The organism is Allobaculum sp. JKK-2023, from assembly GCF_034745455.1.
In the GTDB taxonomy this organism is placed as follows: domain Bacteria; phylum Bacillota_I; class Bacilli_A; order Erysipelotrichales; family Erysipelotrichaceae; genus Allobaculum.
The window spans coordinates 2,808,063-2,834,812 of sequence record NZ_JAYERV010000003.1; the positions used below are offsets into that span (position 1 = coordinate 2,808,063).

Here is a 26,750-nt window from a genome sequence, read left to right on the forward strand (position 1 = left end):
ATATTCATCTGATATGATTCTCCGGCTCTGCTACAAAATACTAATCGCAAGGTCAGGGACAGTCTTGGGTATAATACCCAAAGAGTTAAAAATGATGAAAAACCAATCTGAAAGGATAAGTTATGAATGAATTGAATAATGAAATAAAGAAGAATACGCCTGACTCATCGGGACCAAACCCAATGATCGCTTCACCAGAAGGTGCTCTTTCATTTTTGTTCGTAATTTTCGCTCTGTTGATGTGGTATGTCTCCATTGACCATTCCTATAATCTGGCAACGCTGATGGCAATTGGCTTTACCTGGCTGATCTTATCAATTGGGGCTTTAATTGCGAGTCTGGTCAATATCATTCGGGGGAGCAGCCGGGGCAATGCTAATCTTTTGGTCACAATATTGTTAGGATTTTTTCCTGGTGTAAATACGATGATTTCAGTATTGTCTAGCATTTCAGGAACACATTACAATCCTTCCATCGTTGGTATGATGTACCTCATCGGAGCAGTTTTTGCGATTGGATCAGCCGTTCCACTTGTCAACAAACCATTTTATATTTTTTTGCGAACGCTATTTGTCGGCCTTGGACTCTTTTTTGTTGGATGGGGAGACGTCGGCAATAATGATGTGATTCTTGCGATTGGTGGATGGTTTTTATTCGCGTTTGCTTTATTGAGTTTTTATTACGGATTATCGGTGCTCTATCTTGCATTAGGCAGCCGTTTGCCACAAGGAAGATCTTTGTCAACACTTTGGAGGGGAAGAAAATGAATACACATCATCATATTGCCAGCCCGAATATGATCAACTCCTTTATCGGTGCAGTGTTCGGAGCATTCTCAGTCCTGACGGCCACTGTAAATTTAAGCTCTGATGCTCTGCTGGCAATGGGAGTGCTGCGGCTGCTGCTGGGAACGATTTTATTTTTAGGCGCCTTAATCAATATTTTCAAAGGGATTCCAAGCGGCAACCTGAATTTGATCAGCGCGGTATGTTTCGGACTCTTTGCGGGTGTACATATAACAATTTCCACGTTAGGATTTCATGGGGTTAGTTGGCAGCCATTGATTTATTGTATCGTTCAACTATTTGGCGGTATTTATATTTTATTGATCTTGCCTGCTTTGCTTGATACCTCATTATCTGCCTGGGGGTGCCAGATGGCTGGGGCTTTAGGCTTGATCAGTCAGGCAATCTTTGGCATGACTTCACTTGTTTTTTTTCATTATGTATCTGGAATCTGGTTCCTTTTATACGCCGTCCTTAATACTTATGCTGGCTTAGCCGCAGTAATTCCTGAGATGCCGCGAGGCCCGGATACACGTGATGTAATAGAACGAGTTTTCAATCTTAATAATTCCTGATTTTTTTCATCGATGCATTTTATAGGAGTTTGTTTTCGATTTGAAGATGCTATATCTCATACTAGTGGTCCTTTGCATTCACATCCACACTAACTCAAAAAATAACATTAGTAAAAATGCTCCTGATCATCATATCTACAATTAAATGATCAGGAGCATTTATTCGTTGAATGAGATTTATTATATGACGAGTCATATAATAAATCTTTCTAACTAGGATTCTTATCGGTAGACTCTGAGATGATTTTGGGATAAAGCCTGGCCAGCTTTGTTCGAGCATCAGTTGTTGTGAACTTCCATTGAACGGGCTGGCATCTTCCCCATCCCTTAACCCAAGCGGTAACTGCAGTTTCAAGCGTTGTGAAGGTTGGGAAACGTTGGTTAAGGCACTGAGTCGATAGAATTTGGATTCCAAGTTCTGCAATATTGACCCAACTACCATGGACTGGCGTCTTATGAATCTCAAATCGGTTTTTCAGTCGGTGAGCTTCTGCAGCTGGAAATGTTTTATATAAAGATTTGGTAGTATGAGTATTTAGGTTATCCATGACCAATATAATCTTTTCCGCGTCAGGATAAGCTATATCCGATAGATATTTAAGCTGCATTGCGAAATCTTTCGCCGTTCTTCTTTTTGATGGATTGGCCATGATTCTACCAGTAGCTGGTTCAATCATCACGAATATGCAGCAGTGCCCGTTTCTAATGTATTCTGAATCTTTAATCTGGTCGCGGCCATCTTTACTCTCAGATTTTGGGCGGGCAGGAATTGGCTCTCTGGCTTCACCATGCAGATCTTTAGGTTTCTCATCTATACAGACTACAGGAAAACGGGAATCGTAAGGTCTGCTATAGACATCTAAGACATCTTCGAGATTATCCACAAATCCAGGATCTTCTGCAGATGGAATACAGTAATACTTCATCTTATGGGGCCTGATCGCATTTTTTCTAAGCGTCCTGCTGATTGCAGACTGGCTGATTGGATATTCGAGAACCACCTTCATTTCTTCTTGAAGGAGTTTTAGTGTCCACCTCGTTCTGCCGTCAGGTGGTGCTGAGCAAGCTTTGGCTATTAGTTTAGCTTCAGCTGCACCATCTATCTTTCGGTTTTGGTCCTATGTCAAGATTTAGTACAACTAAAATAGAGGTTTCTTATCAGTAGAAGCCCTAACTACTTTTTTTCTGCGGCTTTCCTTTAGCCTTATTTGTTCGTTTTCCGTTTCGCCTATCGGCGACCAGCCTCTGCGGCTGGACCGCAGCTCGCTCCGGTGAGGTGTGTGGGACTTTCACTCGTCGCTTGCTCGATGACCATCGTCGCACATTCGGTCTACGGCTGAAAAGGGCCGCTGTCGCTTAAACCCTTGTCAGCCTACGACCGCCTGTGCACTCAGGTCTTCCATCGAGCGAAGCGACGGTGAAAGTCTTTCAAGCTATCTATGATGCCGTATGACAGCTCACGTTCTTGAGCGGCTGCGCCTTTCGAGAACTGGATCCTGGCAACGCGGCTATCATCCTCCACTATCCGTTTTTTCTGCGGATGCAGTTTTCTGTTTTTCATTTGTAAGTGGTTGTGCATTAGAACTTGCCTTCATCTGCTCAAAGGTGTTTGGAGACAGGTAATTGCAGTGGCTATGAATTCGTACCGGGTTATAGAAACTCTCGATATACTGATCGCATAAGCGATAGACCTGCCAGTAATTTTCCAGCTCAAATCGGTTAAGCCACTCTCTTTTGATTAGAGAATGGAAGGATTCAATGCAGGCATTATCGTAAGGGTACCCTTTTTTGGAGTAGCTGCGAATCATATCGGAAGTCAGATTCTGATAGTGGCTGCAGGTAAAATGGATACCCTGGTCTGTATGCAATACAATTGGCCGATCGGATTTTCGCCTGATTTTAGCCGTTTCCAGCGCTTCCAGAACATCTTCAGCCTCCATGGTTCTGGATAACTTCCAGGCAATAATCTTTCTTGAAAAGAGGTCCATGATACAGGTTAAATAGACAAACCCTTCCTGTCGGGTGTGAATATAGGTAATATCAGTACACCAGACCGCATTTGGTTGATCAGGATTGAACTTTTGCTTCAGAATGTTTCTGAGCTTTTGATCCGTTCCTGGGATAATTGAAGGCCGCTGTGGCTTTTTTATCCATTGTGCCCGGATACCCATCTCTTTCATATAGGTACCGACGGTTCGATCTGTAATCGTGTAGCCTTGCCTGCGTAGAAGAACTCCAATCTTCGGGGCACCGTAATTTTGGTGACTCTGATCATATATTTTTTGTATTTGTTTTTTCACATCTTCTTTACGTATCGCCTGATTACTGGGTTTTCGATTCAGGCAGGCATAATAACCAGATCTGGAGAGGCCGAGTAGTTTAAGCACTCTGGCCACGGAGAAGTCTTCTCCTTTTTCGCTTTCTTCGTGTACCAGGCTATAGAGCGTGGAGTTTAATTTCCCAGAATGCTTATAGCTTTTTTTAAGATCTTTAGCGCCTCAAGAGCATCTTTGAGTTCCCTTTGGAGACGGGCATTTTCCTTTTCAACTGGATTGGTATAATGACCAGATCCAATAAATTCCGGTTCACCATCCTCTGAGCGTTTGGCCCGTGTCTTGAATCGACTCAAAGTGCTCAGCCCAATTCCAAGGTTGTCTGCGCATTCTTTCATCGTCAGATCGGGATGGTCTTTAACATATTGAAGAGCGTCTCTTCGCTGCTCTTCAGTAATTTGTTTCCGTTTGTTTGCCATAGAAATACTCTCCTGTTCGTTTCGAATTGTAACTCTATGACATAGAACCGGTTAGGAATAAACTCTATTCGGTTTGTCCACTAATTATTCTAACTTCAGATTCCGTTAATGGCTTCAGGTTTTTTTCTAAATTTCAATCCCCACATCTCATACGAGATGCGACGGAAGGCAGATCAGTTCGTAATGTTTCCGATCCGATTTCAATCCCCACATCTCATACGAGATGCGACGGAAGGCAGATCAGTTCGTAATGTTTCCGATCCGATTTCAATCCCCACATCTCATACGAGATGCGACCAGCTGGCGTCCCTAAAAGAGCATCAGAATGACCAATTTCAATCCCCACATCTCATACGAGATGCGACGGTGCGCTGATCGGCGATGCAAGAGTTTCTTTCTCTATTTCAATCCCCACATCTCATACGAGATGCGACTCAGTGTATTGCCCTCTTCCAGATCAAATCCATAATTTCAATCCCCACATCTCATACGAGATGCGACAAAGCTGGTTGCACTAAATCGGTGCGCGTGAGCCAATTTCAATCCCCACATCTCATACGAGATGCGACGCTGTAGCAGTCCAGAAAACTGATCAGGCTTTCTTATTTCAATCCCCACATCTCATACGAGATGCGACGCTGTAGCAGTCCAGAAAACTGATCAGGCTTTCTTATTTCAATCCCCACATCTCATACGAGATGCGACGGATCGGGTCAAGAGACTGCCGCGGCGTGATCAGATTTCAATCCCCACATCTCATACGAGATGCGACACAGTGTTGACGGCTTGCGCGGTACGAGTGTACAGGATTTCAATCCCCACATCTCATACGAGATGCGACTTCTTCTCGTCCTCAGTCATTATTCATTCCTTTGTGATTTCAATCCCCACATCTCATACGAGATGCGACGTGTACCGGTCTGCAAGAAATCATAAAAGGAATCCAATTTCAATCCCCACATCTCATACGAGATGCGACCAGATGCAGTTAAAGCATCTTTTACACTCTTGACCATTTCAATCCCCACATCTCATACGAGATGCGACTTTTTAACGGACAGCAAAAAGACCTTACGTACGAAATTTCAATCCCCACATCTCATACGAGATGCGACCGACCGGAAGGCCGCTCCAGTACAACACGGATATATTTCAATCCCCACATCTCATACGAGATGCGACTTGCTACCCAGGCTTTGACTAAGGCCAACAATCTTATTTCAATCCCCACATCTCATACGAGATGCGACAAAAAGCTCGCGTCCGAAATCTACGGATGGGAAATTTCAATCCCCACATCTCATACGAGATGCGACTTGAAATCCCTGCCCTGACTAACGTGACGGCAGATTTCAATCCCCACATCTCATACGAGATGCGACAGCTTTTCCGCTGCATCCAGACTCATCTGACACAGATTTCAATCCCCACATCTCATACGAGATGCGACACGGCAGAGATGTAACCATGGATCTGGTAACAGATATTTCAATCCCCACATCTCATACGAGATGCGACAAAATGATTGCTACAACGGACGAGGATCTTGCGATTTCAATCCCCACATCTCATACGAGATGCGACTGAATTACAGTTAAGTTATAGTGATCTTTATAATAGATTTCAATCCCCACATCTCATACGAGATGCGACAGTAAAAAACAATTAGAACATACACTAATCTGGTTGCTATGAAAATAATTTTTAGAAAAAGCTGCGAAAAAACAGATAGATGTCAACGGATGGCGAACAAAGTGAGGTGATTTGTCAAAAATGCTATCGCGAATCTCCCGGCATTTTCATGTGAGCTTGGCATTCGCGCTGGTGATGTATAGTCGCGGGGGTGGCGCTAGATCACCATGATTAGAACTGTAAGGAAGAGTTACGCTCTCGTCTCCAGTTCTAATGATCTATTTTTGAGGGATTAGAGACTCAGATTCTCTCTTATCAGTACGTACCGCCTCTCTATCAAATCAAGCTGCTCTAATGATGGAATCTTGTTATCAGTTTAACTCATATTTTCAAGCGTGTTTCATGTTTCTAGCATAGAGTGTTGTCGCTTGTTGCGAATCGAAATTAAATATCCGCAAGTCAAGCAGACCGTTATTTTAATACAAAACTATAATATTCTTGATAAATCGCATAAACAGTTGGAGAAAATATCTGATCTTCACATATAATTACGTTATTCAATAAATAAAAAGAAAGGGGAGAATTATGAAGGAAAAATGGTGGGGACATGTACGCGAAGATGACCATGTAGTTCAGCCGCTTAAAGAACACCTGGAAAATGTAGGAGAATTGTGTGGTAGATTTGCGAAGACGTTTGGATTCGAAGATGTAGGTAGAGTCTTAGGGGTTCTGCATGATGTAGGTAAATATTCTGACGGTTTTCAAAAAAGGATTCAGGAATCGGGTCCAAAGATTGATCATGCCACGGCTGGAGCGAAACTTTCTCGCGAATATTTTGGCAGGAAATGGAATCTGTTGTTCTCGGATATCTTATTTGGATATGCAATTGCCGGTCACCATTCAGGGTTATGTGATGCTGGAGATGAACATATTGATACCCCAAGTTCGGGGACCTATCAGGGACGGCTGAAGAAGCGGATTCCGGAATTCAATGCTTGGTCTGAAGAAATTCACATTCCGGAAGTAGCTTTTCCGCAATTTCCTCAGAAGATTATCTCCTCTACGGATGATGGAGAAGTTGACTTATATCTATCGTTTTTAACGCGAATGCTCTATTCGTGTCTTGTGGATGCGGATTTTCTAGACACGGAAAACTTCATGAGCAACGGAGAGGTAAAAAGAAATTCCGGTGAATCCTTAAAAACTATTATGGAAAGAGCAACAAATTGTATTGCGCAAAAAGGCTGGCTTAAACCCGCTGATAAGGAAAGTCTGAATGGCAGGCGAAGAGAAATTCTTCAGGCCTGTATTGCTCATGGCAGAAATCAAAAACCTGGTTTCTTCAGACTGACTGTTCCGACAGGCGGAGGAAAGACTGTTTCGTCCTTTATGTTTGCGCTAGAACATGCGGTTAAGAATGGAATGGACCGCATTATCTATGTTGCTCCTTTTACAACAATCATTGAACAAAATGCCAATGTGTTAAAAGGGTTGGCTGGAGAAACCAATGTATTGGAGCATCATTCATCATTTGATTTTAAAGCTTTTGAAGAATTAGAAAAATTGGAATTAGCTGCTGAAAACTGGGATATTCCAATTATTGTGACAACCAACGTGCGTTTCTTTGAATCGTTTTACGGAAGCAAGTCTTCACAATGTCGAAAACTGCACAATGTAGCGAACAGTGTGATCATTTTTGATGAAGTGCAGTCTTTACCGGATGAATATCTTTTACCTTGTCTAGAAACAATCAAACAATTGACACAACATTACGGCTGCTCGAGTGTCTTTTGCACAGCAACTCAACCGTCTTTGGATAAGGTGCTGGGAGATATCAATCCGTTTGAGTTATGTCCTGATGTACAAGAACAATTTGCGGCCTTCAAGCGCCACCTATTTGAAAACAAAGGAGTTATTTCTGAAGAAGAACTGGCAGACCAATTATCGAGAGAGGAGCAAGCGCTGTGTGTAGTGAACACTCGTGCAATCGCCCAGAATCTTTACCATAAGCTTGAAGAAGAGCCTGGATTATTTTGCTTGTCGACTTTAATGACTCCACGTGATCGAAAAGCAGCAATCAAAGAAATCAGGGATCGTTTAGATAGACAGGAAAGATGTGTAGTGATCTCAACGAATCTGATCGAAGCGGGGGTAGATCTTGACTTCCAGAACGTATATCGACAACTTGCCGGAGTCGATTCGATCTTACAGGCAGCTGGTCGAAATAACCGTGAAGGAAAAAGAGACTGGAAAGACTGCAAAGTCTATATATTCCAACTGGAAGGTTTCTGTGCACGTGGAAGTCAAGCTCGAAAGACGAGTGTGGCTGAAGTTTTGCTCAAGAAAGGCAGAAACTTGGAAGATTTGCGGGTTGTTGATGATTACTTTTCTGAACTTTATAGCCTGGATGCGGATGCCCATGACCAGAAAGGGATTCTGAACATGTTTTTGAAACCGGGGAAGGAAGAATTCCGTAAAGCTTCCGAAAAGATGGCCATGATCGAAAAGAGAGGCGTAGATGTGATTGTTCCTGATTCAGAAATCGAAGACCTGATTACAAAACTTCGATATTACGGTGGGCTTTCGAAAGATGATTTTCGCCACCTGCAAAAATTTGTGATTCAAATTCCTTCTTGGGAAAAGGAAAAACTCGTGAAGGATGGGCAAATCACTGAAGTAAAGAACATGGTTAATCTCTACCAGCTCCAAGACAGTACCCGTTATATACCGAAGATGGGACTGGATATAGATCATGAAATTGGTGATGCTCTGTTTTTCTAGTGGGCTTAAATAAAATAAAACCGCACTATAAGTGCGGCTGTAGAAGCTATAAACAACTACATTATATAATTTCAATCCCCAGCCGGTTTGGCTGACAACCTCACTATAGCGCTTTAAACAGGATTGGGCAATATTTCAGAATTTCTGAATATCTGTTTTCGTTGGAGTAATGCTTAGAAATAGCGGTTATTCTTTAGGTAGATAAAAACGAAATTATTCGGATCATAAAGGAAGTGTCTGCTTGATAAGGTTCTTACGCAAAGTCTGTGGTTTTCTAAGAACATTCTGATCCGCCTCTTTTTAAATTCTTTAAGTAAGGGAACGCTGATCAGTGACTCTTAGCGGACCACACAGATTGCGTAAGATCCCTTGATAAAACAGACGCTTTTTTTGTATAAAAATATAGTGACATAAATACTGTCAATATATGCGTGATAATAAAAATGACAAATGAATTCGAAAATTGAATTCTATTTGAGCCACAAATTATTCAGATAAAAAACTTAATGAAAGCGTTGACAATGAAATTACAAATACATAATATAGAATATGAAAAGAGAGGTGAGTATATGACACGTGGATTTAAAATTCGCATTCGCGGTCCAATGGCTTTATTTAGCCGGCCGGAATTGAAAGTTGAACGTTACTCCTATGATGTTCCTACTCCTTCTGCGCTACGTGGCACAATTGAAGGAATTTACTGGCATCCTGGCGTCGACTATGTGATTGATGAGATCAAAGTGCTGAATCCAATCAAAAGAATTGCGGTCAGACGAAATGAACTGAAAAACAAGGCTAAAGACAGCACAATCTTGGAGGCAGGCAACAATACTCATAAGAAACTGTTTATTGATCGAAAAGAGGATATTGCTCAGAGAAATTCCTCTATCTTAACAGATGTTGATTATCTGGTCACATTTCACTTTGAAATTAATGACAAAGCTGATCGAGGGACCACTGAAGAAAAGGTTACAGCTATTCTTAGCAGGCGTCTGGAGAAAGGACAGTGCTATAAGCAGCCATATTTAGGATGTCGGGAATTTGCGGCTCAGCTTGAGCGCTTCGATGGGGATCTTCCTTCTTACTATGAGGATGAAGAGGAAAGAGATCTGGGGATTATGCTTTACGATCTTGATTATTCAGATCCAGCTGATCCACAGGCGGTTTTCTATCATCCTGTAATGAAAAAAGGAGTCATTAGAGTCAAGAAAGAAGAGGTGTATCGCTGATGCTTACAGCTTTGGCTAAATATTATGATGCCCAAGTTCAAAGAGGAGCGATGCCAAAAGAAGGATGGGCGGTAACTAAGGTTTCTGGAGCAATTGAATTAGACGAATCCGGAAAGGTTTTAGCAATTCATGATCTGCAATGGACTGAGGTGATTAAAACCAAAACTAAGAGCGGGAAAGAGAGCGAAAAGAAACGGATTCATCCTGCTTTGATGACGGTTCCTCAAATTCCTGGAAGAACTGTAAATATTGCTCCTGGGTTTTTATGCGATAACACTAAGTATATTTTTGGATTTGAAAAAGGTAAGACAAAAAGCTTTGATAAAAACTTTGAAGCTTTTAGAGATCTCCACCTCAGAATGATTTCTGAGCTTGATACTCCTGCAGCGCGTGCGTTGCGTGAATTCCTTACCCAGGACGAAAACAGGAAGTTGACAGAGGAAGTCGAGAATAGTCTTCTTACAGGAAACTATGTTTTTAGGTTCAATGGAAAGTATTTACACGAATATCCTGAATTTTCATCTGTATGGGACAATAGACAAATCTCATCTTTAGAGGATAAGGAGGGGATCTGTTCCCTCACAGGCATGAAAGATGTGATTGTAGCCACCCACCCATTAATCATGGGCGTTCCCGGAGCTAAGTCGGCTGGGGCTGCTCTTGTCTCCTATAATTCTTCTGCGTTCGAATCCTATGGAAAAACTCAGAATATGAATTCCCATATTGGACGAAGAGCAAGCCTCAAATATACCGCGGCTCTTAATCAGCTGATTGCCAGTGACAAATCACACACTCAGATCGGAGATACGATAATTGTTTACTGGGCTGAAAGTGCGGTTCCAATTTATCAGACAGTATTTTCTGGCATGTTGGGAAATTCTGTGCAAGAAGATACCCAAAAACTGATCGATTCTTTATTTAAGGCTATTCGCAATCACAAAGCAATTGATATTGAAGAACTCAAACTGCAGCAGAAATTTTATATCCTTGGATTATCCGCAAATGCTGCTCGTCTGGTTGTGAGATTCTTTTATGAAGAAACATTTGGGGACTTGATCAAAAATTTTGCTGATCATAACAAACGAATGGAGATTGAAAAACCTGATTATGAGCAACCAGGTCCATTAAGCCCATCTCAGATTGTTTTTGCAACGGTGAGTAGAAAAAGCAAAGATAAAAAACCGTTACCATCTTTGCCAGGAGATTTGATGAGTTCAATTCTCCTGAATACTTCTTATCCAGAAAGCTTGTATGGAAATGTTCTTTTGCGTATCAGAACGGATCCGGCCAGTTTTGATGCAAAGAAAGCCGCAATCCTGAAAGGATATCTCATTAAGAATAAAAAGAATGGAGGATTAACAATGAGCTTGAACGAAGCGAATAATAGTCAGCCCTATGTGCTCGGCAGACTCTTTAGCATTCTGGAATTTTTACAGAAAAGTGCCGCTGGCGGTGATTTGAATTCAACAATCAAAGATAAGTATTTTGCTTCAGCTGCCGCTACCCCAGGAAGAATTTTTCCTTTGCTGATTCATAATTCTGCAAATCACCTCAAGAAGATTAAGCAGGGCGAAAAAGCGGCTGTCTTTTATGACAAAAAGATTGGACAGCTTATTGATCGGCTGGGGACAGCTTTCCCAAACACCCTTTCTTTAGAGGAACAAGGCGAATTTTATATTGGGTACTATCAAGAACGCCAGCACCAGTTTGCTCAAATCAAAGCTGCTAAAGAAGCCAAAACAAAGCAGAAAACTCATGATAATCAGGAGGAAAACAAATAATGTCAGAAGCTATCAAAAATCGTTATGACTTTGTAGTTTTGTTCGATTGCGAGAATGGAAATCCGAACGGTGATCCGGATGCAGGAAACTTACCCCGAGTCGACCCAGAAACGCAGATGGGACTTGTCACAGATGTCTGCCTGAAAAGAAAAATCCGAAATTATGTTCAGGCCACCAAAGAAGGACAGCCGGGTTTTGATATCTATATCTCAGATCAGAATACTCTGAACGCTAATGATCAAAAAGCGCTCGAATATCTGGGAGTAAATGACCTCAAAGAGATTAAGAAAAAAGACCCAGACGCTGATCGGAAAATTCGAGATTTTATGTGCCAAAACTTCTTTGATGTTCGAAGCTTCGGAGCAGTAATGACGACTTTTGTCAAGGGGGCGCTCAATTCTGGTCAGGTCACGGGTCCTGTCCAGCTGACGTTTGCGAAGAGCGTCGATCCAATCTCGCCGCAGGAAATTGCTATCACGCGAGTTGCTGTAACAACCGAGGCAGATGCAGAGACTAAGAAGAATACAATGGGTCGAAAATCTTTTATTCCTTATGGTCTTTATCGGGCAGAAGGATTCGTATCTGCAAACTTAGCCCAAAAAGTAACAGGTTTTTCTGAGGAAGACTTGGAGCTTTTATGGGAAGCAATCACCAATATGTTTGAGCTGGATCACTCTGCTTCCAGAGGAAAAATGGCTGTCAGAGAACTGATTGTTTTTAAACACAACAGTGAATTTGGAAATGCCCCGGCTCATAAGCTTTTTGATCTCGTTAAGGTTAAAAAGAATGAAGGCGTTGAATTTCCAAGAAGTTATGCGGATTATACCATTACAATTGATGAAGAAGCATTACCAGTGGGCGTTGAACTTCAGCGCAAAGATGTATGAGTTTTGAATATGAAGAATCTGAATACCTGATGCTGTCAGGTATTCAGCATTTTTTCTATTGCAGAAGGCAATGGGCACTTATCCATATCGAACAAGTCTGGCAGGATAACGAGCTTACGGTACTTGGAAATGAGGTCCATGAAAGAGTGCACGATCCTGCGCTGAAAGAAAAAAGGAAAAATGTTGTTACAGTTCGAGGAATGAAAATCTCTTCTCGAACAGCCGGAATAAGTGGGGAATGTGACGTTGTTGAATTCATTCAGGCTGATGCAACCGAAGGAGTTTCCCTGCAAGGATATAGAGGAACTTATAAAATATATCCAGTGGAATATAAAAGAGGAAAGCCCAAATCCGGAATGGAAGATATTATGCAGTTGGTCCTTGAAGCAATATGCTTGGAAGAAATGTTTGGAGCAACAATTTCTGAGGGAGCTCTTTTCTATGACCAAATTAAACGCCGTCAGCGAATCGATATTACAACCGAAATGAAAGATGAAGCCAGACAAGCGGTTAAAGAGATGCATCAGCTTATAGAACGTCATCATGTTCCAGTTCAAAAGTATTCTAAAAAGTGTGATCGCTGTTCTTTAAAAGAATTATGCCTTCCTGAGATGCAAAAGCAAAATCCAGAAAAGTATATCGAAGCGTATATTGGGGAATTGCTATGAGAAAGCTTAGAAACAGCCTTTATATTACGAATCCATTAGCCTACTTAACGTTAGATGGTGAAACGGTGGTTATAAAAGATGAAAATAATAAGATTACCGGCAGAATCCCGCTTCACAATTTGGAGGATATCGTTTCATTTGGTTATAGAGGTATGAGTCCTGCATTGATGCGAGCCTGCACAAAAAAAGGGATTATAGTCACCTTTTTAAGCAATAGTGGGAGATTTCTGGCTAGAGTTCAGGGAGAATTCAAAGGAAACGTCTTTTTACGGGAAAAACAATATAAATCCTTTCAGGATAAAGAATACCAGATCGAAATTGCACGAAACTGTATTCTCGGAAAACTTTACAATTCCAGAACTGTATTGGATCGAATGAGAAGAGATCATAAAGGAGCAGTTGACGATAATAAATTGGCAGGTGCTTCAGAAAAAATCAAAGTATGCATTCAAAAGGCAAACCGGGCAGAAAATCCAGTCGAGCTTCGCGCGGCAGAATCGGAAGCAGCGCGCGTTTATTTTTCCGTATTTGATGAAATGATTCTGAATAGAAAAGATTTTAGTTTCCATGGTCGTTCAAGAAGACCGCCCATGGATGAAGTCAATGCCATGCTCTCCTTTGTCTATACGCTCCTGGCTAGCATGTATACCGGTGGGTTAGAAACTGCCGGACTAGATCCATATATTGGATGCTTTCATGTTGAACGATCGGGACGACCTTCTCTAGCTTTGGATTTGATGGAAGAGTTAAGACCTGTGCTAGCAGACCGATTTGTTTTATCGCTAATCAATAAAAGGGTGATAAAGAAATCGGATTTTACAGTTGAAGAAGATGGAGCTGTTCTTCTTAATGAGGATGGGCGCAAGAAAATTCTTATGGAGTGGCAAAACAAGAAGAAAGAAGTGATTACTCATCCGTTTTTAAAAGAAAAGGTAGAATGGGGACTGGTCCCTCTGATTCAGTCAAAACTACTGGCTTCCCATATTCGCGGTGATTTAGACACTTACCCTCCATTTTTCTGGAAGTAAATAGAGGTAGATCATGCTGGTGATTGTAACTTATGATATTGCAGTAAGCACTGCCCGCGGCCAACGACGACTCTCAAAAGCTGCAAGGATATGCACAAATTATGGGCGCCGTGTCCAAAATTCTGTTTATGAGTGTTTGGTGGATGCTACGGAATTCCAATTGCTTAAAAGAGATCTTCTTGAAGTGATCAACACGGATGAAGATACCGTGAGATTTTACAAACTTGGTAATAACTATAAATCAAGAGTTGAATATTATGGTTTAGAGAATGGTACGGCAGTTGACGGTGATCTGATCTTCTAGCGCGAACCCCAAGCTCTCATAAATTCCCTGGGAGATTCGCGATGATGAAATAGACAGATTAAGCTGAAATGTCTACTGTGTATTAACATTTCTCTCATTGCTTCAGAAATTTTTATGAGTAAGAAGTGTTTTACTATTCAAATCGATATATACTTTAATCAAATTTAATGTCGCATCCCGTCTGGGATGTGTGGATTGAAATTATACTCTCCAAAGTTATTAATAAGAAGCATTAGTCGCATCCCGTCTGGGATGTGTGGATTGAAATTTTCTTTTACTTTCTGTTTCTGTGTTTTCGGCATTGTCGCATCCCGTCTGGGATGTGTGGATTGAAATACCAGTATCGCCTTTTGGTCCTTGGGGGCCGGTATCGTCGCATCCCGTCTGGGATGTGTGGATTGAAATGCAAACCACACCGGCACGACTCTGGTATCTGGACTCGTCGCATCCCGTCTGGGATGTGTGGATTGAAATAGGCTGGCCGATAACAAGGTATCGGAATTTTCCGGGTCGCATCCCGTCTGGGATGTGTGGATTGAAATCCCTTGAAAAGTCCGCCCATTTTACCCGCGAGCTTAGTCGCATCCCGTCTGGGATGTGTGGATTGAAATTCTGCTGATCAGCAATATCATTTCCAGCAGACAAATTGTCGCATCCCGTCTGGGATGTGTGGATTGAAATTTTAATTTTTCGGCAATTCGGTTTACCTCGTTAGTCGCATCCCGTCTGGGATGTGTGGATTGAAATATAGTCAGTAGTAAGAATCTGAAGGGCTTCCTCAAGTCGCATCCCGTCTGGGATGTGTGGATTGAAATCAAGGACATGAAGTTGGACGACAAAGGCGGATTTAGTCGCATCCCGTCTGGGATGTGTGGATTGAAATTTCGTTGTAGCACAGAAAATCGATGTCACGACCATGTCGCATCCCGTCTGGGATGTGTGGATTGAAATAATGGTGTTTTTGACCGGTGAAAACGCGGATGCAGTCGCATCCCGTCTGGGATGTGTGGATTGAAATAATTTGCATCGGCTATCTCCTCTCTGCTGTCCTTGTCGCATCCCGTCTGGGATGTGTGGATTGAAATCTCGTTGTAGCACAGAAAATCGATGTCACGACCATCGTCGCATCCCGTCTGGGATGTGTGGATTGAAATCCAGACACGCCCATGGCGGATGAGGTGTAGTTATAGTCGCATCCCGTCTGGGATGTGTGGATTGAAATTGGCTTAAGAACCGCAAGCCGGACGTGTGGCGAGAGTCGCATCCCGTCTGGGATGTGTGGATTGAAATTGCCTCTGCCTTGGGGAGTATCGCGGGCCTGTAAGTCGCATCCCGTCTGGGATGTGTGGATTGAAATTTCCAATTTGTAACTTTTTTGTACGCTGTAGAAGTCGCATCCCGTCTGGGATGTGTGGATTGAAATAATTCATGAGCCTCAAAGACCTTTTGGTCGTACTGTCGCATCCCGTCTGGGATGTGTGGATTGAAATCACACTGTTCACACCATCAAAACGGCCACTGTTCAGTCGCATCCCGTCTGGGATGTGTGGATTGAAATATATCCTGAGCAATGCAGCTCCTCGGCCAGGGTGTCGTCGCATCCCGTCTGGGATGTGTGGATTGAAATTTAACTGGCGTAGCTGAAGAGTAATTAGTTACCCGTCGCATCCCGTCTGGGATGTGTGGATTGAAATACTGCATCTGGCAGGCTGCCCAGAAGGCCTTTTACGTCGCATCCCGTCTGGGATGTGTGGATTGAAATATCCGAGATCTCCAACCGATCCAGTTCTTCTAGCGTCGCATCCCGTCTGGGATGTGTGGATTGAAATACGAGCTGCTGGATTGGCAAGCTGGCGGCCATGGCTGTCGCATCCCGTCTGGGATGTGTGGATTGAAATGGGTTGAAAGCCTTGATTGTCCGGGCGCGCGGCTGCGTCGCATTCCGTCTGGGATGTGTGGATTGAAATTTGAATTGTCTTCTCAGGATTTACTGGAGCTGGGTCGCATCCCGTCTGGGATGTGTGGATTGAAATTTTTTAGAAGTAATCCGTTCTGCCGCTGGTTGGAGTCGCATCCCGTCTGGGATGTGTGGATTGAGACTTTGTTTTTTGGCAGGAAACATTGTCAATGACCAAAGAACAAAATGGCAGGAAACAGGTATTACAAGCGTGTTTCCTGCCATTTTTCGGTTTTGATGGATTGTAAATATCCAAAATTAAAGGTGATTGGGTACACATCCAAACTAAATTGTGTTTTCCCCACTTCTCGGGGTACCTTCAATAATTGGTGTGTGCTTACGCTGTGAAATATTTCCTGGAAGACCATAAAACTGTGCTCTTACCGCTTTTATGGTGATGAAAATTTTCTGTAGCCGTCTTTTCAGCGCCTGTCCCTAACAGACCATCCGCGGCCTCATCAAGCGGGACTTTTCACCGTTAGGGATGTCTTCTGAGGAAGAGAGGGGCAGAAGTGTGACTATCAAGGGTTTAAGCGGAGGGAAATTATTTGAATGGCTGCATCCAGAAGATCTTGACCAATGTTTTCTCCGCACGATCTAAGATCCACCGTTTTACGATCGGCCAACGATTACAATCCTGGCAAGCCGTCAGATACCACTGCCTTATCCGGGTCGGAAAACCTATAGAAAAAGGGTGCTGTCGCTAACATGGTTCTTACGGAACGCCTGCGGTTTTCTAAGAAATATCTCAGCAGCTCCACTTGGAACCTTTTGAGTAAGGAAGTGATGACAAGCACCTCTTAACTGGATACAAAGATTACGTAAGAATCGCTAAAATGGAGTTCACTTTCTATTTTAAATTGGCTCTAGGATCCAAACTGTTTATTATGTGGCCCGATCACATTTTCTCAACCATAAAGCACCAACAAATGTGGAGAACCTGAGCTTTTCAGATTAAATTCTGAATTAGAGCTTGCCCGGTACCATAGACAAGGAAATTCGCTTACGACGAATATCAGTATCGGCAACATATACGGTAACGATCTGCCCTGTATGTACGATCTCATTAGGGTCTTTAACAAACCTATTAGCAAGACGGGAAATATGCACGAGTCCATCCTCATGCAGTCCGATATCCACAAAAGCTCCAAAGGAAGTGACGTTACGGACCGTACCTTGAAGTTCCATTCCAGGCCTCAGATCTTCGATTTCGAGGATTCCTTTTTTTAGGATTGGTCCATCAAGAGAGTCTCGGGGGTCGAGGCCAGGGCTTTCCAATTCTTTGATGATATCCGCAACTGTATAGGTATCACTATTCAACTTTTTGGCCATCTGTTCGGGATTGATCTTTTTGATTTCTGCTTTAAAGGCTTGTGTGTGCAGATCGGCCAGCGAGAGATGAGATTGTTCCAATAGTTTTTCTGTCAGCTCATAGCTCTCTGGATGGATACCAGTGTTATCAAGTGGGTTTTGTCCGTCAGGGATACGTAAAAAGCCGATGCTCTGTTCATAGACTCGAGCGGAAAATAAATCTTTAAGTTCTTCGCGTGTGGTGAATGGTTTAACTGCTCTAGTTTTGAGAATCTTATTGATTTGAGGTTTTTTCAGGCCGGAGACATGTCTCAATAGAGCAGGGGAAGCAAAGTTTATATTTACCCCCACTTGGTTAACAGCTTTATCTGTAACAAAATCCAATGCCTCTTTCAGCTGCTTTTGGGGTACATCATGCTGATACATTCCTACTCCTAGGGATTGAGGGTCGACTTTTACCAATTCAGACAGCGGATCTTGGATTCTGCGGCCAATTGAAATGGCAGAGCGTTTCTCAACAGGTAAATCCGGGAATTCTTCTTTAGCTAGCTCACTGGCAGAGTAGACAGAGGCCCCAGCTTCAGATCCAATGAGATACGAAACATCTGGATAATCTTTAAGGAGATCTGTAATCAAATCGATTGATTCTCGACTTGCGGTGCCATTTCCGATCACGACGACGGTTGGATGATATTTGTTGAGTAAAGCACGAGTTTCTTTGACAGCGGCTTGATAAGCAGGGGAATCAGGTTGTGACTTTTTGCCTTTGCCAACAAATTTAAAAGGATAAACTACGGTTGTATCCAGTAGCTCGCCGGCGGCGCCAAGGACTGCAAGTTTGCAGCCATTCACATAGCCCGGATCCCACGATAGCATCACCTGGCCTTTGAGGGGTCTTGCCATCAGGAGGTGCTCAAGGTTAGCCGCAAAGCCTTTGATTGCATCCTTATAGGCTTTTTCTCGGAGGGCAGAGCGGATTTCGCGTTTGATACTGGGCAGCATTAGGCGGATTAAAGCATCGTGGATAACCGTTTCCAGATAATCATGAGATGGCGAATTGCGTTTGAGCAGCTTCCGTTGGACCATTTGTTCAAGCTTTTCATTGTCACTTGTCAAAGTAACCGTCAATACCTTTTCTTTTTCGCCGCGGTCTAAAGCCAGCAACCGATGGCTGGGAAGCTTATTGAGCGGGTTAGTGAAATCGTAGTATTGCTCATAGATACCCTGGGGATCTTCGGCATCTTTTTTAAGAGAGCTGCTGATGCTTTCATGTTTGAGCAGATTATCGCGGATCATGGAGCGGATATCGGCCATGTCGCTGATCTTTTCGGCGAGGATATAGCCGGCCTGTTCAAGACCTTCTTCGTCTGCTAGTGATTTTGGATCATATTTCTGTTCCCAGATTTTATCTGCCAGGGGTCCAAAGCCTTTGGCAATGGCTTCACTGGCTTTGGTTTTCCGTTTTTCTTTGTAAGGCCGATAAATTTCTTCGAGCGAAGCAAGAGTTTCGGCGCCAAGGATCGATGATTTCAGCTCCTTTGTTAATAGTTTTTTCTCCTCCAGGATTTGCAGGATTGATTCTTTTCTTTCTTGCAGGGAGTTCTGGTACTTCCAGGTCTGTTCAATGGATCGCAACTGGTCTTCGTCAAGATTGCCAGTCTGATCTTTTCGATATCTGGCGATAAATGGGATTGTCGCCCCATCGTTTAAGAGGTCGAGGGCGTGCTGCACCTGAGATGGCTTTAAGCCAAGCGTTTTTGAGATGTTTTCAATCATTGTCATAAACTTAGTGTAGGTTTTAAGCTAGTAAGAATCAAATGGCAACAGGTAATCATCCGGAGGATCCGGTCCCGGAATTAGGTGTGTTCACCTTTTGACAGACAAAATGGATGTGCTTATAATTGGGGCAATGATGCTGATGAGGCCAAGACTTTCGGAATTTGGATCCAGAAAGAAGAGCGGGTGATGCGAGCTCTTTGAAGAATCCGTCAGTTACTCCCTCGGAATCGCCCCTGAAAAGGAGTGCCGTATTGCTGCGTTAAAGCGTTTGAGAGCAGATTCCAGATCGATAATTGGAGTCTGAATTAAGGTGGTACCGCGCGCGAGCGTCCTTAGGGACTCTGGCGCTTTTTTATTTGGAAAAGTGGCCGAGTCCATGCAGCTTTATCTCGCTGCAACAATAAAATCTATAAACCCTATTATATATAGAAAGGATAATTAGATATGGAACTTGTTAATATTCTCGAAGACGAACATCTTTCTACTCTGAACCATTCTGCCGCCCATCTGCTGGCGCAGGCTGTTAAACATCTTTACCCCCAGGCCAAATTCTGGGTCGGTCCAGTTATTTCGGATGGTTTCTACTACGATATGGATCTTGGCGATGTCAATCTGACGGATGCGGATCTGGAAAAGATCGAAAAAGAAATGAAGAAGATTGCCAAAGATGGCAAGCGGATCGTTCGCCGCGAAGTTTCTAAAGATGAAGCCCGCGAAATGTTTAAGGACGATTTATATAAGGAAGATCTGATTGACGGTCTGGAAGATGGAAACATTACTGTCTACAGTCAGGGTGATTTCACAGATCTTTGCCGCGGACCGCACGTAGATTCTGTTAAAGAGCTGAAACATGTCAAACTTCTGAAACATTCTGGTGCTTACTGGAAAGGCGATAAGAACAATAAAATGCTGCAGCGCGTCTACGGCATTGCCTTTGATACGAAAGAAGATCTTGATTCTTATCTGGCAGCTCTGGAAGAAGCAAAGAAACGCGACCACAAGAAGCTGGGCCGCGAAATGAACCTGTTTACAATTTCTGAATATGCTCCCGGTATGCCAATCTTCCTGCCAGATGGCATGATCTTGAGAAATCTGCTGGAAAATTACTGGTACGATACGCACACAAAGCATGGCTACAAATTCATCAAGACTCCAATTATCATGTCTCGTGAACTTTGGGAACGTTCTGGACACTGGGATCACTACAAGCAGAATATGTACACAACAAAGGTGGATGATCGCGACTTTGCGATTAAACCAATGAACTGCCCGGGTGCTCTGCTGGTTTATAACAATGACCTTCACTCCTACAAAGATCTGCCGTTGCGTGTTGGCGAACTGGGACAGGTGCATCGTCATGAAGCCTCTGGCGCATTAAATGGTTTGTTCCGTGTTCGTACGTTTACGCAGGATGATGCCCATATCTTCCTGACTCCTGATCAGATCGAATCCGAAGTGAAAGAAGTCCTGAATCTGATCGATGAAATGTATGGTGTCTTTGGCCTGCCTTATTCTATTGAACTTTCAACTCGCCCAGAAAAAGATTACATCGGAACTGTCGAAATCTGGGATCAGTCGGAAAAGGCTCTTGCCGAAGCGTGTCGGGCAGCGGGTAAAGACTTTGTCATTAACCCAGGAGATGGCGCCTTCTACGGTCCAAAACTGGATATCCATATTAAAGACTCTTTAGGCCGTGACTGGCAGTGTGGAACGATTCAGCTCGATATGAACCTGCCAGAACGGTTCGAATGCACCTATGTCGATGCTGACGGATCCAGAAAAACACCGTTAATGCTGCATCGCGTTGTCTATGGTTCGATCGAGCGCTTTATCGGAATCCTGATTGAGCACTTCGGCGGTCATTTCCCTCTGTGGCTGGCTCCGCGTCAGATTGTGATCATTCCAGTTCATCAGGAAAAACACCTCGAGTATGCTAAAAAGGTAGCCAGCGCTCTTGAAGAAATGGGTATGCGTGTCAATGTGGACGATCGAAATGAAAAATTAGGATACCGTATCCGTGAAGCCCAGATGAAAAAGATTCCTTATCAGATTGTTGTCGGCGATCATGATATTGAGGAAGGAACAGTCAATGTCCGTAAATCAGGATCTAAAGCAGCAACCACGATGGCCCTGGATGAAGCACTGGCAAAATTTAAGAAAGAGGTAGATGATAAATGTCTTTTCGTCATGGATTAAAATGGCTGGCAGCCGCAGGGCTGAGTCTGGCTATGGCTGGATGCAGTGCATCGTCAGCCACAAGTGAATCAAGTGTTTCTTCTGCTAACCCTGCCGAATCTGGTGTGGATCAGGCTGAGGAACTTGCAGGAGATAAACTCTCCGTCCTTTGCCCAACCGGTGCTCCAGCTCTGGCCAGCTTAGGCTTGGCAGATGCAGGTGCAGCAGTTGAGTATGTAGATGGTCAGGATCTGTTGGTCAGTGAGCTTTCAAAGACGGATGGCTATGACATGATCATCGCTCCTGTCAACGTCGGCATTAAAACATGGAAAGATGCTGGGGCTTATCAGCTCGATGGCATTCTTACCTGGGGCAACTTATATGTTGTAAGCCCAGATGAAAACTGGAACGAGTCAGGCAAAACAATCGCTTTATTTGGCGAGCAGGCTGTTCCAGGCATGGTCTTCACCGATCTGTATCCGGATTGCCAGGCCAATATGGAATTCTATCCTTCTGTTTCGGAGGCTTCAGCAGCTTTGTTATCCGGCAAAGCGGATTCTGCAATGCTCGCTCAGCCAGCCGCTGCCGGCGCAGTTGCTAAAGCAGGCCAGGATGGAACGACTCTTTCTATTGTTGGGGATCTCCAGACTGCATGGCAGGATGCGCACGAAAGTGAGCAGAAAGGCTACCCGCAGGCCGCTTTGTTTGTTAAAAAAGACAAAGCGGAAGAATATGCTTCTCAGGTTGATGCTCTGAAGACCTACATCGAAAATGCCACTCCAGAAAAAATCGAAGAGGCTGTCGATGCGTATGGGGCAGAACAGCTCGGCGTACCAAATGCTAAACTTGCAGCCTCGACATGGGATGCTCAGAACATTCACTATGTTGCAGCCAAAGACTGTAAAGAAGATCTGCAAAAATTCCTTGATGTCTTCAAAATCCAGATTCCAGAGGGCATCATTGTCGAATAGTCTATTTGTGCAAGCGTGAAGAGTCAGTCATTTCAAGCCTTTGTGGCCTGAACCTTTTGTTAGACTGAGGATACGAATGGCGAAATGCCAAAAGGAGACTCCTAATGCTGACAGAAGAACAGGCCCATATTCAATGGCTTAAAGACAAGGCTCAGTCGCTTGGACTGACATTTGATCAATATATGTTGTTTCTGATTTTCGAAAGCCTCGACCATTCTCCCGCAATCAACAGCGAGCCTTTAAGCCGGGCTCCATGGATGAATGGCTATGTCAATCAGGATGAAAATCCAGAATCTGGCCTCTAAAAAATCGAAAAGAACAAAAATGGTTATTTAGAGCGATGCTTTCAGAAATACCGCTATAATTAAAGACGTCCCAAATACGTTGTAATAAATATTTTCACAACAACAAAAAGAGAAGAACTGAAGCTGGTTTCAGTCTCTTCTCTTTTTGTTTGCCTGCAGATTGGCACCACTTTGATCGCAAAGATTGATTTCCCCTCAAAAAAGCAGTAAAGAAATTAGAGCAGGGAAGCAATGGCAGAAAATAATGAATTCCAGCCATTGATCCACACAGACATCCCTGCCAAAATGGAGGTCCGCATGAAAAAAGTCTGGATTGCAACCGGAAATACGCATAAAAAAGATGAATTTGCCGCCATGCTTAGCGACGACGTTCAGGTTCTGACTTTAAAAGATCTTGAACCAGGTCTTGAGCCTGAAATTAACGAAGATGGGAAAACCTTTGAAGAAAATGCCCTGATTAAAGCCCGTGCGCTTCATAATATTGTTCATGAAGCCGTGATGTCCGATGATTCCGGTCTGGAAGTGGACGCGCTGGACAAAAAGCCCGGCATTTATTCCGCTCGTTTTATGGGTGAAGATACAAGTTACGAGATCAAAAATCAGGCGATTCTGGACGCCTTAAAGGATCGAGATGACCGTACCGCCCGTTTTGTCTGCGCCATTGCGTGGATTGAAGAAGATGGCACGGAACATGTCTACCGCGGCACGATGGAAGGTGAAATTAACGATAAGATCGAAGGCGCCAATGGATTTGGCTATGATCCTATTTTCTATTATCCGCCTTTTAAAACCACAAGTGCTAACGTGGCCCCTGAGGTAAAAAACTCGGCCAGTCATCGCCATAATGCCCTGATGCAACTGATGAAGGACTGGAAAAATTTATGATTCATGTTGTTTTATATGAACCGGAGATTCCAGCGAATACAGGAAATATTATTCGCACCTGCATGGCTTCGGGTTCCCGCCTGCATCTGATTGAGCCGCTTGGCTTCAGTTTTGATGACAAATACCTGCGCCGTTCTTCAATGGATTACATCAAAGAAGCAGATCTGCATATCCATAAAAACTGGGAAGAGTTTCGCCAAGCCAATCCGGATGGAAAATTCTTCTTCATGACCCGCTATGGCAAGAAAGCACCTGCTGAATTCGATTTTTCGGATCCGGACCAGGAATACTATTTCGTTCTGGGCAAGGAAAGCACCGGTATCGATAAGCATATCCTCAAAGAACATCTCGACACGTGTATGCGCCTTCCGATGAAAGCCAATGCCCGCAGCCTGAATCTGTCCAACTGCGCGGCCATTCTGGTCTATGAAGCCTTGCGTCAGCAGAACTATCCGGGACTGAGCCGGGTGGAAGTCCTCAAGGGTGAAGACTTCCTGGAAACTTTCCCAGACTGAATTTTGCAAGAGACGAAAGCAGGATGGTCTGACAGCGTGAGCTGACATCGAGCAGATATATGCCATATAAAGGATTGGGTTTAGATTTAGATTTAGATCTGGGGTTAGATATAAATATGGAACCAGTCTGGCTTGCTTCTTATAGGTTCTCTGAATCAAGCCATCTATATAAATCAGCCTATACAATCTATATATCAATCAATCAACCTCCCAATATAAAATAGAGATAAAAATAGAGATGGGTCCGTATCCTGACTGATATGGACCCATGTTTTCGTTCTGTTTTTTTTGCAGCGGCGCTGATGAATTGCTGATTCTTGAAAAAGGAGAGTGTTTATTAAGAATACTCGTTAAGAATTCTTGTTAAGAATTATGAATGACCAGCAGATTCTCCTTGCAAAATTCGGCTGGTGTTCTTTCTGAATTCTTTCGTTTGTCTTCATATTTTTGTAAGAGCTTTCTAAAGCTGCGCCTTCCAGTAAAAAATAGCTGTTAACCCTCAAGATGGTTTAATTATCGCATCGAAGATAAAAATCCTGGATTGATGACATTTGATCATATCTTTTTGAGCGATATTTTCAAATGGGCTGGACCTGCGAGAGGTATGGATGGAACAAAATTGAGCTTTCTTTGTGAAAACTGCTCTAGAAAACCGCAAAAATGCTCATTTTTCGTTGACAAACAGTGTTTTCAGCCCTATGGGAAAATAAACCTAAAAATGAGGATATCTCACATAAAATCCCAAAAACAAAAAAACTGCCCTTTAAGTAAAGGGCTATTTTTAAAAAATGGCCATATAAATTCTTAAGAAATTCGAAAGAATTTTTTTACGATTTTTGCCTTCAAAAAAAAGTCGTGTTATCCTAGCTGTGTTCGATAAAGAAGGGAGATACCGAATGAATTTTGTTGAAAAACACAGTAAACTCCTCGCAGTTACTTTATGTCTTTGTGCATTTGGTCCAGTGCTTTCTACGGTTCACGCCTATGAAGTTCAGCCTGGCTGGCATGAAGACGGAGCAACGAGCTACTATATTCTTGACAATCATCAGAAAGCAAAAGGCCTGACAGAAATTGATGGCAAAAAATACTACTTTGGAAGCGACGGTTCCATGCAGACTGGCTGGGCCAATATCGAGAATACAACTTATTATTTCGATAACTCTGGCGAAGCTTTAACTGGTAAGTCTGAAATTCAGGGTGTTACGTATAACTTCCAGGAAACAGGAACACTCGAATCCGGATGGACTGAAGACGGTTCCTACAATAATGAAAAAGGCTTCAAGGTTGCTAACGCCTGGGTCAATGATGACTCCGGGAAATCCTATCTGGATGAAAATGGCAACCCTGTGAAATCTACTTTCGCAGAAATCGAAGGAAGCCGCTACTACTTCAATGATGAAGGAAAAGCCGCTGTCGGCACAGTGGATGTGGATGGCACGACTTATTATACTGACGACCAGGGCATCGTAAGAACTGGCTGGCAGAACGAAAACGGAGCAACCACTTACTACAATGAAGATGGTTCGCTCAATACGGAGGCATACCGCGACATCGATGGTCAGACTTATGCCTTCAACGATGATGGCACGCTGATGACCGGTGGTGAACGCGATGGTTATTCCATTGATGAAACTGGTGTAATCTCCATTGCTCCAGTTCAGGAAGAAACCGCACCTGAAGCAGATCCAGTACCTGTTCCTGAAACTCCAGCTCCTGAAACAACAGTGGAAGACACACTGCCAACTCCAGAAGCCGAAGTTCCAGCTCCAGATTACACAGATGTTGTAGAAGATGGATATGTAGAAGATTACTATGAAGAATACATTCCAGATCCAACACCAGAAGTTGTAGAACCATCTGTTGATGTGTACTACCCAGAAGAACAGGCGCCAATTGAAATCCCAGTTGAACAGGCGCCAATTGAAATCCCAGTTGAACAGGCACCTGTAGAAATTCCTGTTGAACAGGCACCTATTGAAGAAGCACCTGTCGAAGTTCCTGTTGAAACACCTTCCTACGATAAAGCAAGCACCATCCTTGGTGCTGCATTATCCCAGATCGGCGTAAACCAGGACTGCACGATGTTAGTGACCAACTCTCTGGCCGCTGCCGGAATCAGCTTCCATGGCTGGCCCGAAGACTATGCTGCCCTTGGTGACTGGACAAGCAATCCAGTTCCAGGCGACATCATTATCTACTCCGGACACGTTGCTGTTTATGCTGGTGATGGCATGGCTGTACACGGTGGATGGAACGGTTACACAACCGCAATGTTCTCCGTCAACTGCTCCAGTGCCTTAATCGGATATATCCACGTTCGTTAATTGATGAAATCCAGAAGAAGCCGCAAGGCTTCTTTTTTGCGTTTTACAAGGCTTGAAAACAGCCTTTTTCCAGCCTTGTAAAACGCAAACAGCGGTGGGATGAAGA

General features: G+C 43.4%; 19 protein-coding genes and 2 CRISPR repeat arrays. Of the genes, 15 read left to right on the forward strand and 4 right to left on the reverse strand.

Going from position 1 to position 26,750, the window contains the following annotated elements:
• Positions 1 to 122: 122 nt before the first annotated feature.
• Positions 123 to 767 carry a hypothetical protein gene (locus U4956_RS11410; RefSeq protein WP_323090817.1) on the forward strand — a complete coding sequence of 215 codons (645 nt, stop codon included), beginning with the start codon at positions 123 to 125 and terminating at the stop codon, positions 765 to 767.
• Positions 764 to 1,360, forward strand: a complete 597-nt coding sequence (locus U4956_RS11415) for a hypothetical protein (RefSeq protein WP_323090818.1) — start codon at positions 764 to 766, stop codon at positions 1,358 to 1,360. Before U4956_RS11410 ends, U4956_RS11415 begins: the two co-directional genes overlap by 4 nt.
• A 209-nt stretch (positions 1,361 to 1,569) precedes the next feature.
• On the opposite strand, the gene U4956_RS11420 is transcribed toward U4956_RS11415, so the two are convergent.
• The 3 genes from U4956_RS11420 to U4956_RS11430 all read right to left on the reverse strand — a co-directional run bounded on the left by U4956_RS11420 (position 1,570) and on the right by U4956_RS11430 (position 4,112).
• The gene (locus U4956_RS11420) at positions 1,570 to 2,463 is read right to left on the reverse strand and encodes an IS630 family transposase (RefSeq protein WP_323091501.1); all 894 of its coding nucleotides are present in this window, start codon (positions 2,461 to 2,463) and stop codon (positions 1,570 to 1,572) included.
• 408 nt (positions 2,464 to 2,871) lie between these two features.
• Positions 2,872 to 3,795, reverse strand: coding sequence for an IS3 family transposase (locus tag U4956_RS11425; protein WP_323091464.1), 924 nt, complete (start codon positions 3,793 to 3,795; stop codon positions 2,872 to 2,874).
• Positions 3,796 to 3,812: 17 nt separating this feature from the next.
• Positions 3,813 to 4,112, reverse strand: coding sequence for a hypothetical protein (locus U4956_RS11430; RefSeq protein ID WP_323089689.1), 300 nt, complete (start codon positions 4,110 to 4,112; stop codon positions 3,813 to 3,815).
• A gap of 130 nt (positions 4,113 to 4,242) precedes the next feature.
• A CRISPR array of direct repeats spans positions 4,243 to 5,765; the repeat unit is 33 nt; unit sequence ATTTCAATCCCCACATCTCATACGAGATGCGAC.
• Between the two features lie 564 nt (positions 5,766 to 6,329).
• Here U4956_RS11430 and cas3 point away from each other — a divergent pair.
• From cas3 to cas2, 7 genes are all read left to right on the forward strand, one after another.
• Complete coding sequence (gene cas3, locus U4956_RS11435; RefSeq protein WP_323090819.1) at positions 6,330 to 8,525, forward strand: CRISPR-associated helicase Cas3'; 2,196 nt, start codon at positions 6,330 to 6,332, stop codon at positions 8,523 to 8,525.
• A 506-nt stretch (positions 8,526 to 9,031) separates the two neighbouring features.
• Complete coding sequence (cas5c, locus tag U4956_RS11440; RefSeq protein WP_323090820.1) at positions 9,032 to 9,754, forward strand: type I-C CRISPR-associated protein Cas5c; 723 nt, start codon at positions 9,032 to 9,034, stop codon at positions 9,752 to 9,754.
• On the forward strand, positions 9,754 to 11,535 hold the full coding sequence (gene cas8c / locus U4956_RS11445; RefSeq protein WP_323090821.1) for a type I-C CRISPR-associated protein Cas8c/Csd1: 1,782 nt from the start codon (positions 9,754 to 9,756) through the stop codon (positions 11,533 to 11,535). The genes cas5c and cas8c overlap by 1 nt, the downstream gene beginning before the upstream one ends.
• The gene (cas7c, locus tag U4956_RS11450; RefSeq protein ID WP_323090822.1) at positions 11,535 to 12,422 is read left to right on the forward strand and encodes a type I-C CRISPR-associated protein Cas7/Csd2; all 888 of its coding nucleotides are present in this window, start codon (positions 11,535 to 11,537) and stop codon (positions 12,420 to 12,422) included. The genes cas8c and cas7c overlap by 1 nt, the downstream gene beginning before the upstream one ends.
• On the forward strand, positions 12,419 to 13,090 hold the full coding sequence (gene cas4 / locus U4956_RS11455; RefSeq protein WP_323090824.1) for a CRISPR-associated protein Cas4: 672 nt from the start codon (positions 12,419 to 12,421) through the stop codon (positions 13,088 to 13,090). Before cas7c ends, cas4 begins: the two co-directional genes overlap by 4 nt.
• Complete coding sequence (gene cas1c / locus U4956_RS11460; protein WP_323090826.1) at positions 13,087 to 14,118, forward strand: type I-C CRISPR-associated endonuclease Cas1c; 1,032 nt, start codon at positions 13,087 to 13,089, stop codon at positions 14,116 to 14,118. The genes cas4 and cas1c overlap by 4 nt, the downstream gene beginning before the upstream one ends.
• 13 nt (positions 14,119 to 14,131) lie before the next feature.
• Entirely contained in the window at positions 14,132 to 14,422 is a 291-nt protein-coding gene (gene cas2 / locus U4956_RS11465; protein ID WP_323090827.1) for a CRISPR-associated endonuclease Cas2, read from the forward strand.
• A gap of 169 nt (positions 14,423 to 14,591) precedes the next feature.
• Positions 14,592 to 16,522: direct repeats of the CRISPR family, unit length 33 nt; unit sequence GTCGCATCCCGTCTGGGATGTGTGGATTGAAAT.
• 823 nt (positions 16,523 to 17,345) lie between these two features.
• Here the strand turns inward: cas2 and U4956_RS11470 are convergent.
• Positions 17,346 to 19,472 (reverse strand): Tex family protein, encoded by a 2,127-nt coding sequence (locus U4956_RS11470; protein ID WP_323090828.1) that lies wholly within the window; start codon positions 19,470 to 19,472, stop codon positions 17,346 to 17,348.
• 441 nt (positions 19,473 to 19,913) lie between these two features.
• Here U4956_RS11470 and thrS point away from each other — a divergent pair, with 441 nt between their 5' ends.
• The 6 genes from thrS (at position 19,914) to U4956_RS11500 (ending at position 26,644) form a co-directional block, all read left to right on the forward strand.
• On the forward strand, positions 19,914 to 21,665 hold the full coding sequence (gene thrS / locus U4956_RS11475) for a threonine--tRNA ligase (RefSeq protein ID WP_323090829.1): 1,752 nt from the start codon (positions 19,914 to 19,916) through the stop codon (positions 21,663 to 21,665).
• Positions 21,644 to 22,615 carry a hypothetical protein gene (locus U4956_RS11480; RefSeq protein ID WP_323090830.1) on the forward strand — a complete coding sequence of 324 codons (972 nt, stop codon included), beginning with the start codon at positions 21,644 to 21,646 and terminating at the stop codon, positions 22,613 to 22,615. The genes thrS and U4956_RS11480 overlap by 22 nt, the downstream gene beginning before the upstream one ends.
• A gap of 104 nt (positions 22,616 to 22,719) precedes the next feature.
• Positions 22,720 to 22,920, forward strand: coding sequence for a hypothetical protein (locus tag U4956_RS11485; RefSeq protein WP_323090831.1), 201 nt, complete (start codon positions 22,720 to 22,722; stop codon positions 22,918 to 22,920).
• 297 nt (positions 22,921 to 23,217) lie between these two features.
• Positions 23,218 to 23,805, forward strand: coding sequence for an RdgB/HAM1 family non-canonical purine NTP pyrophosphatase (gene rdgB, locus U4956_RS11490; protein WP_323091502.1), 588 nt, complete (start codon positions 23,218 to 23,220; stop codon positions 23,803 to 23,805).
• Positions 23,802 to 24,320: a tRNA (cytidine(34)-2'-O)-methyltransferase gene (locus tag U4956_RS11495; protein ID WP_323090832.1), complete on the forward strand. Its 519-nt coding sequence runs from the start codon at positions 23,802 to 23,804 to the stop codon at positions 24,318 to 24,320. Before rdgB ends, U4956_RS11495 begins: the two co-directional genes overlap by 4 nt.
• A gap of 896 nt (positions 24,321 to 25,216) precedes the next feature.
• Complete coding sequence (locus U4956_RS11500; protein WP_323090833.1) at positions 25,217 to 26,644, forward strand: NlpC/P60 family protein; 1,428 nt, start codon at positions 25,217 to 25,219, stop codon at positions 26,642 to 26,644.
• Positions 26,645 to 26,750 lie beyond the last annotated feature (106 nt).

Excerpts from the sequence above, each read along its gene's own strand:
- U4956_RS11430 (WP_323089689.1), bottom strand. The coding sequence starts at position 4,112 with ATGGCAAACAAACGGAAACAAATTACTGAAGAGCAGCGAAGAGACGCT.
- U4956_RS11480 (WP_323090830.1), top strand. The coding sequence starts at position 21,644 with ATGTCTTTTCGTCATGGATTAAAATGGCTGGCAGCCGCAGGGCTGAGT.
- cas8c (WP_323090821.1), top strand. The coding sequence starts at position 9,754 with ATGCTTACAGCTTTGGCTAAATATTATGATGCCCAAGTTCAAAGAGGA.
- cas1c (WP_323090826.1), top strand. The coding sequence starts at position 13,087 with ATGAGAAAGCTTAGAAACAGCCTTTATATTACGAATCCATTAGCCTAC.
- cas4 (WP_323090824.1), top strand. The coding sequence starts at position 12,419 with ATGAGTTTTGAATATGAAGAATCTGAATACCTGATGCTGTCAGGTATT.
- U4956_RS11415 (WP_323090818.1), top strand. The coding sequence starts at position 764 with ATGAATACACATCATCATATTGCCAGCCCGAATATGATCAACTCCTTT.
- cas5c (WP_323090820.1), top strand. The coding sequence starts at position 9,032 with ATGAAAGCGTTGACAATGAAATTACAAATACATAATATAGAATATGAA.
- U4956_RS11410 (WP_323090817.1), top strand. The coding sequence starts at position 123 with ATGAATGAATTGAATAATGAAATAAAGAAGAATACGCCTGACTCATCG.
- U4956_RS11485 (WP_323090831.1), top strand. The coding sequence starts at position 22,720 with ATGCTGACAGAAGAACAGGCCCATATTCAATGGCTTAAAGACAAGGCT.
- U4956_RS11500 (WP_323090833.1), top strand. The coding sequence starts at position 25,217 with ATGAATTTTGTTGAAAAACACAGTAAACTCCTCGCAGTTACTTTATGT.
- rdgB (WP_323091502.1), top strand. The coding sequence starts at position 23,218 with ATGAAAAAAGTCTGGATTGCAACCGGAAATACGCATAAAAAAGATGAA.
- cas2 (WP_323090827.1), top strand. The coding sequence starts at position 14,132 with ATGCTGGTGATTGTAACTTATGATATTGCAGTAAGCACTGCCCGCGGC.
- U4956_RS11495 (WP_323090832.1), top strand. The coding sequence starts at position 23,802 with ATGATTCATGTTGTTTTATATGAACCGGAGATTCCAGCGAATACAGGA.
- cas7c (WP_323090822.1), top strand. The coding sequence starts at position 11,535 with ATGTCAGAAGCTATCAAAAATCGTTATGACTTTGTAGTTTTGTTCGAT.
- thrS (WP_323090829.1), top strand. The coding sequence starts at position 19,914 with ATGGAACTTGTTAATATTCTCGAAGACGAACATCTTTCTACTCTGAAC.
- U4956_RS11470 (WP_323090828.1), bottom strand. The coding sequence starts at position 19,472 with ATGACAATGATTGAAAACATCTCAAAAACGCTTGGCTTAAAGCCATCT.
- cas3 (WP_323090819.1), top strand. The coding sequence starts at position 6,330 with ATGAAGGAAAAATGGTGGGGACATGTACGCGAAGATGACCATGTAGTT.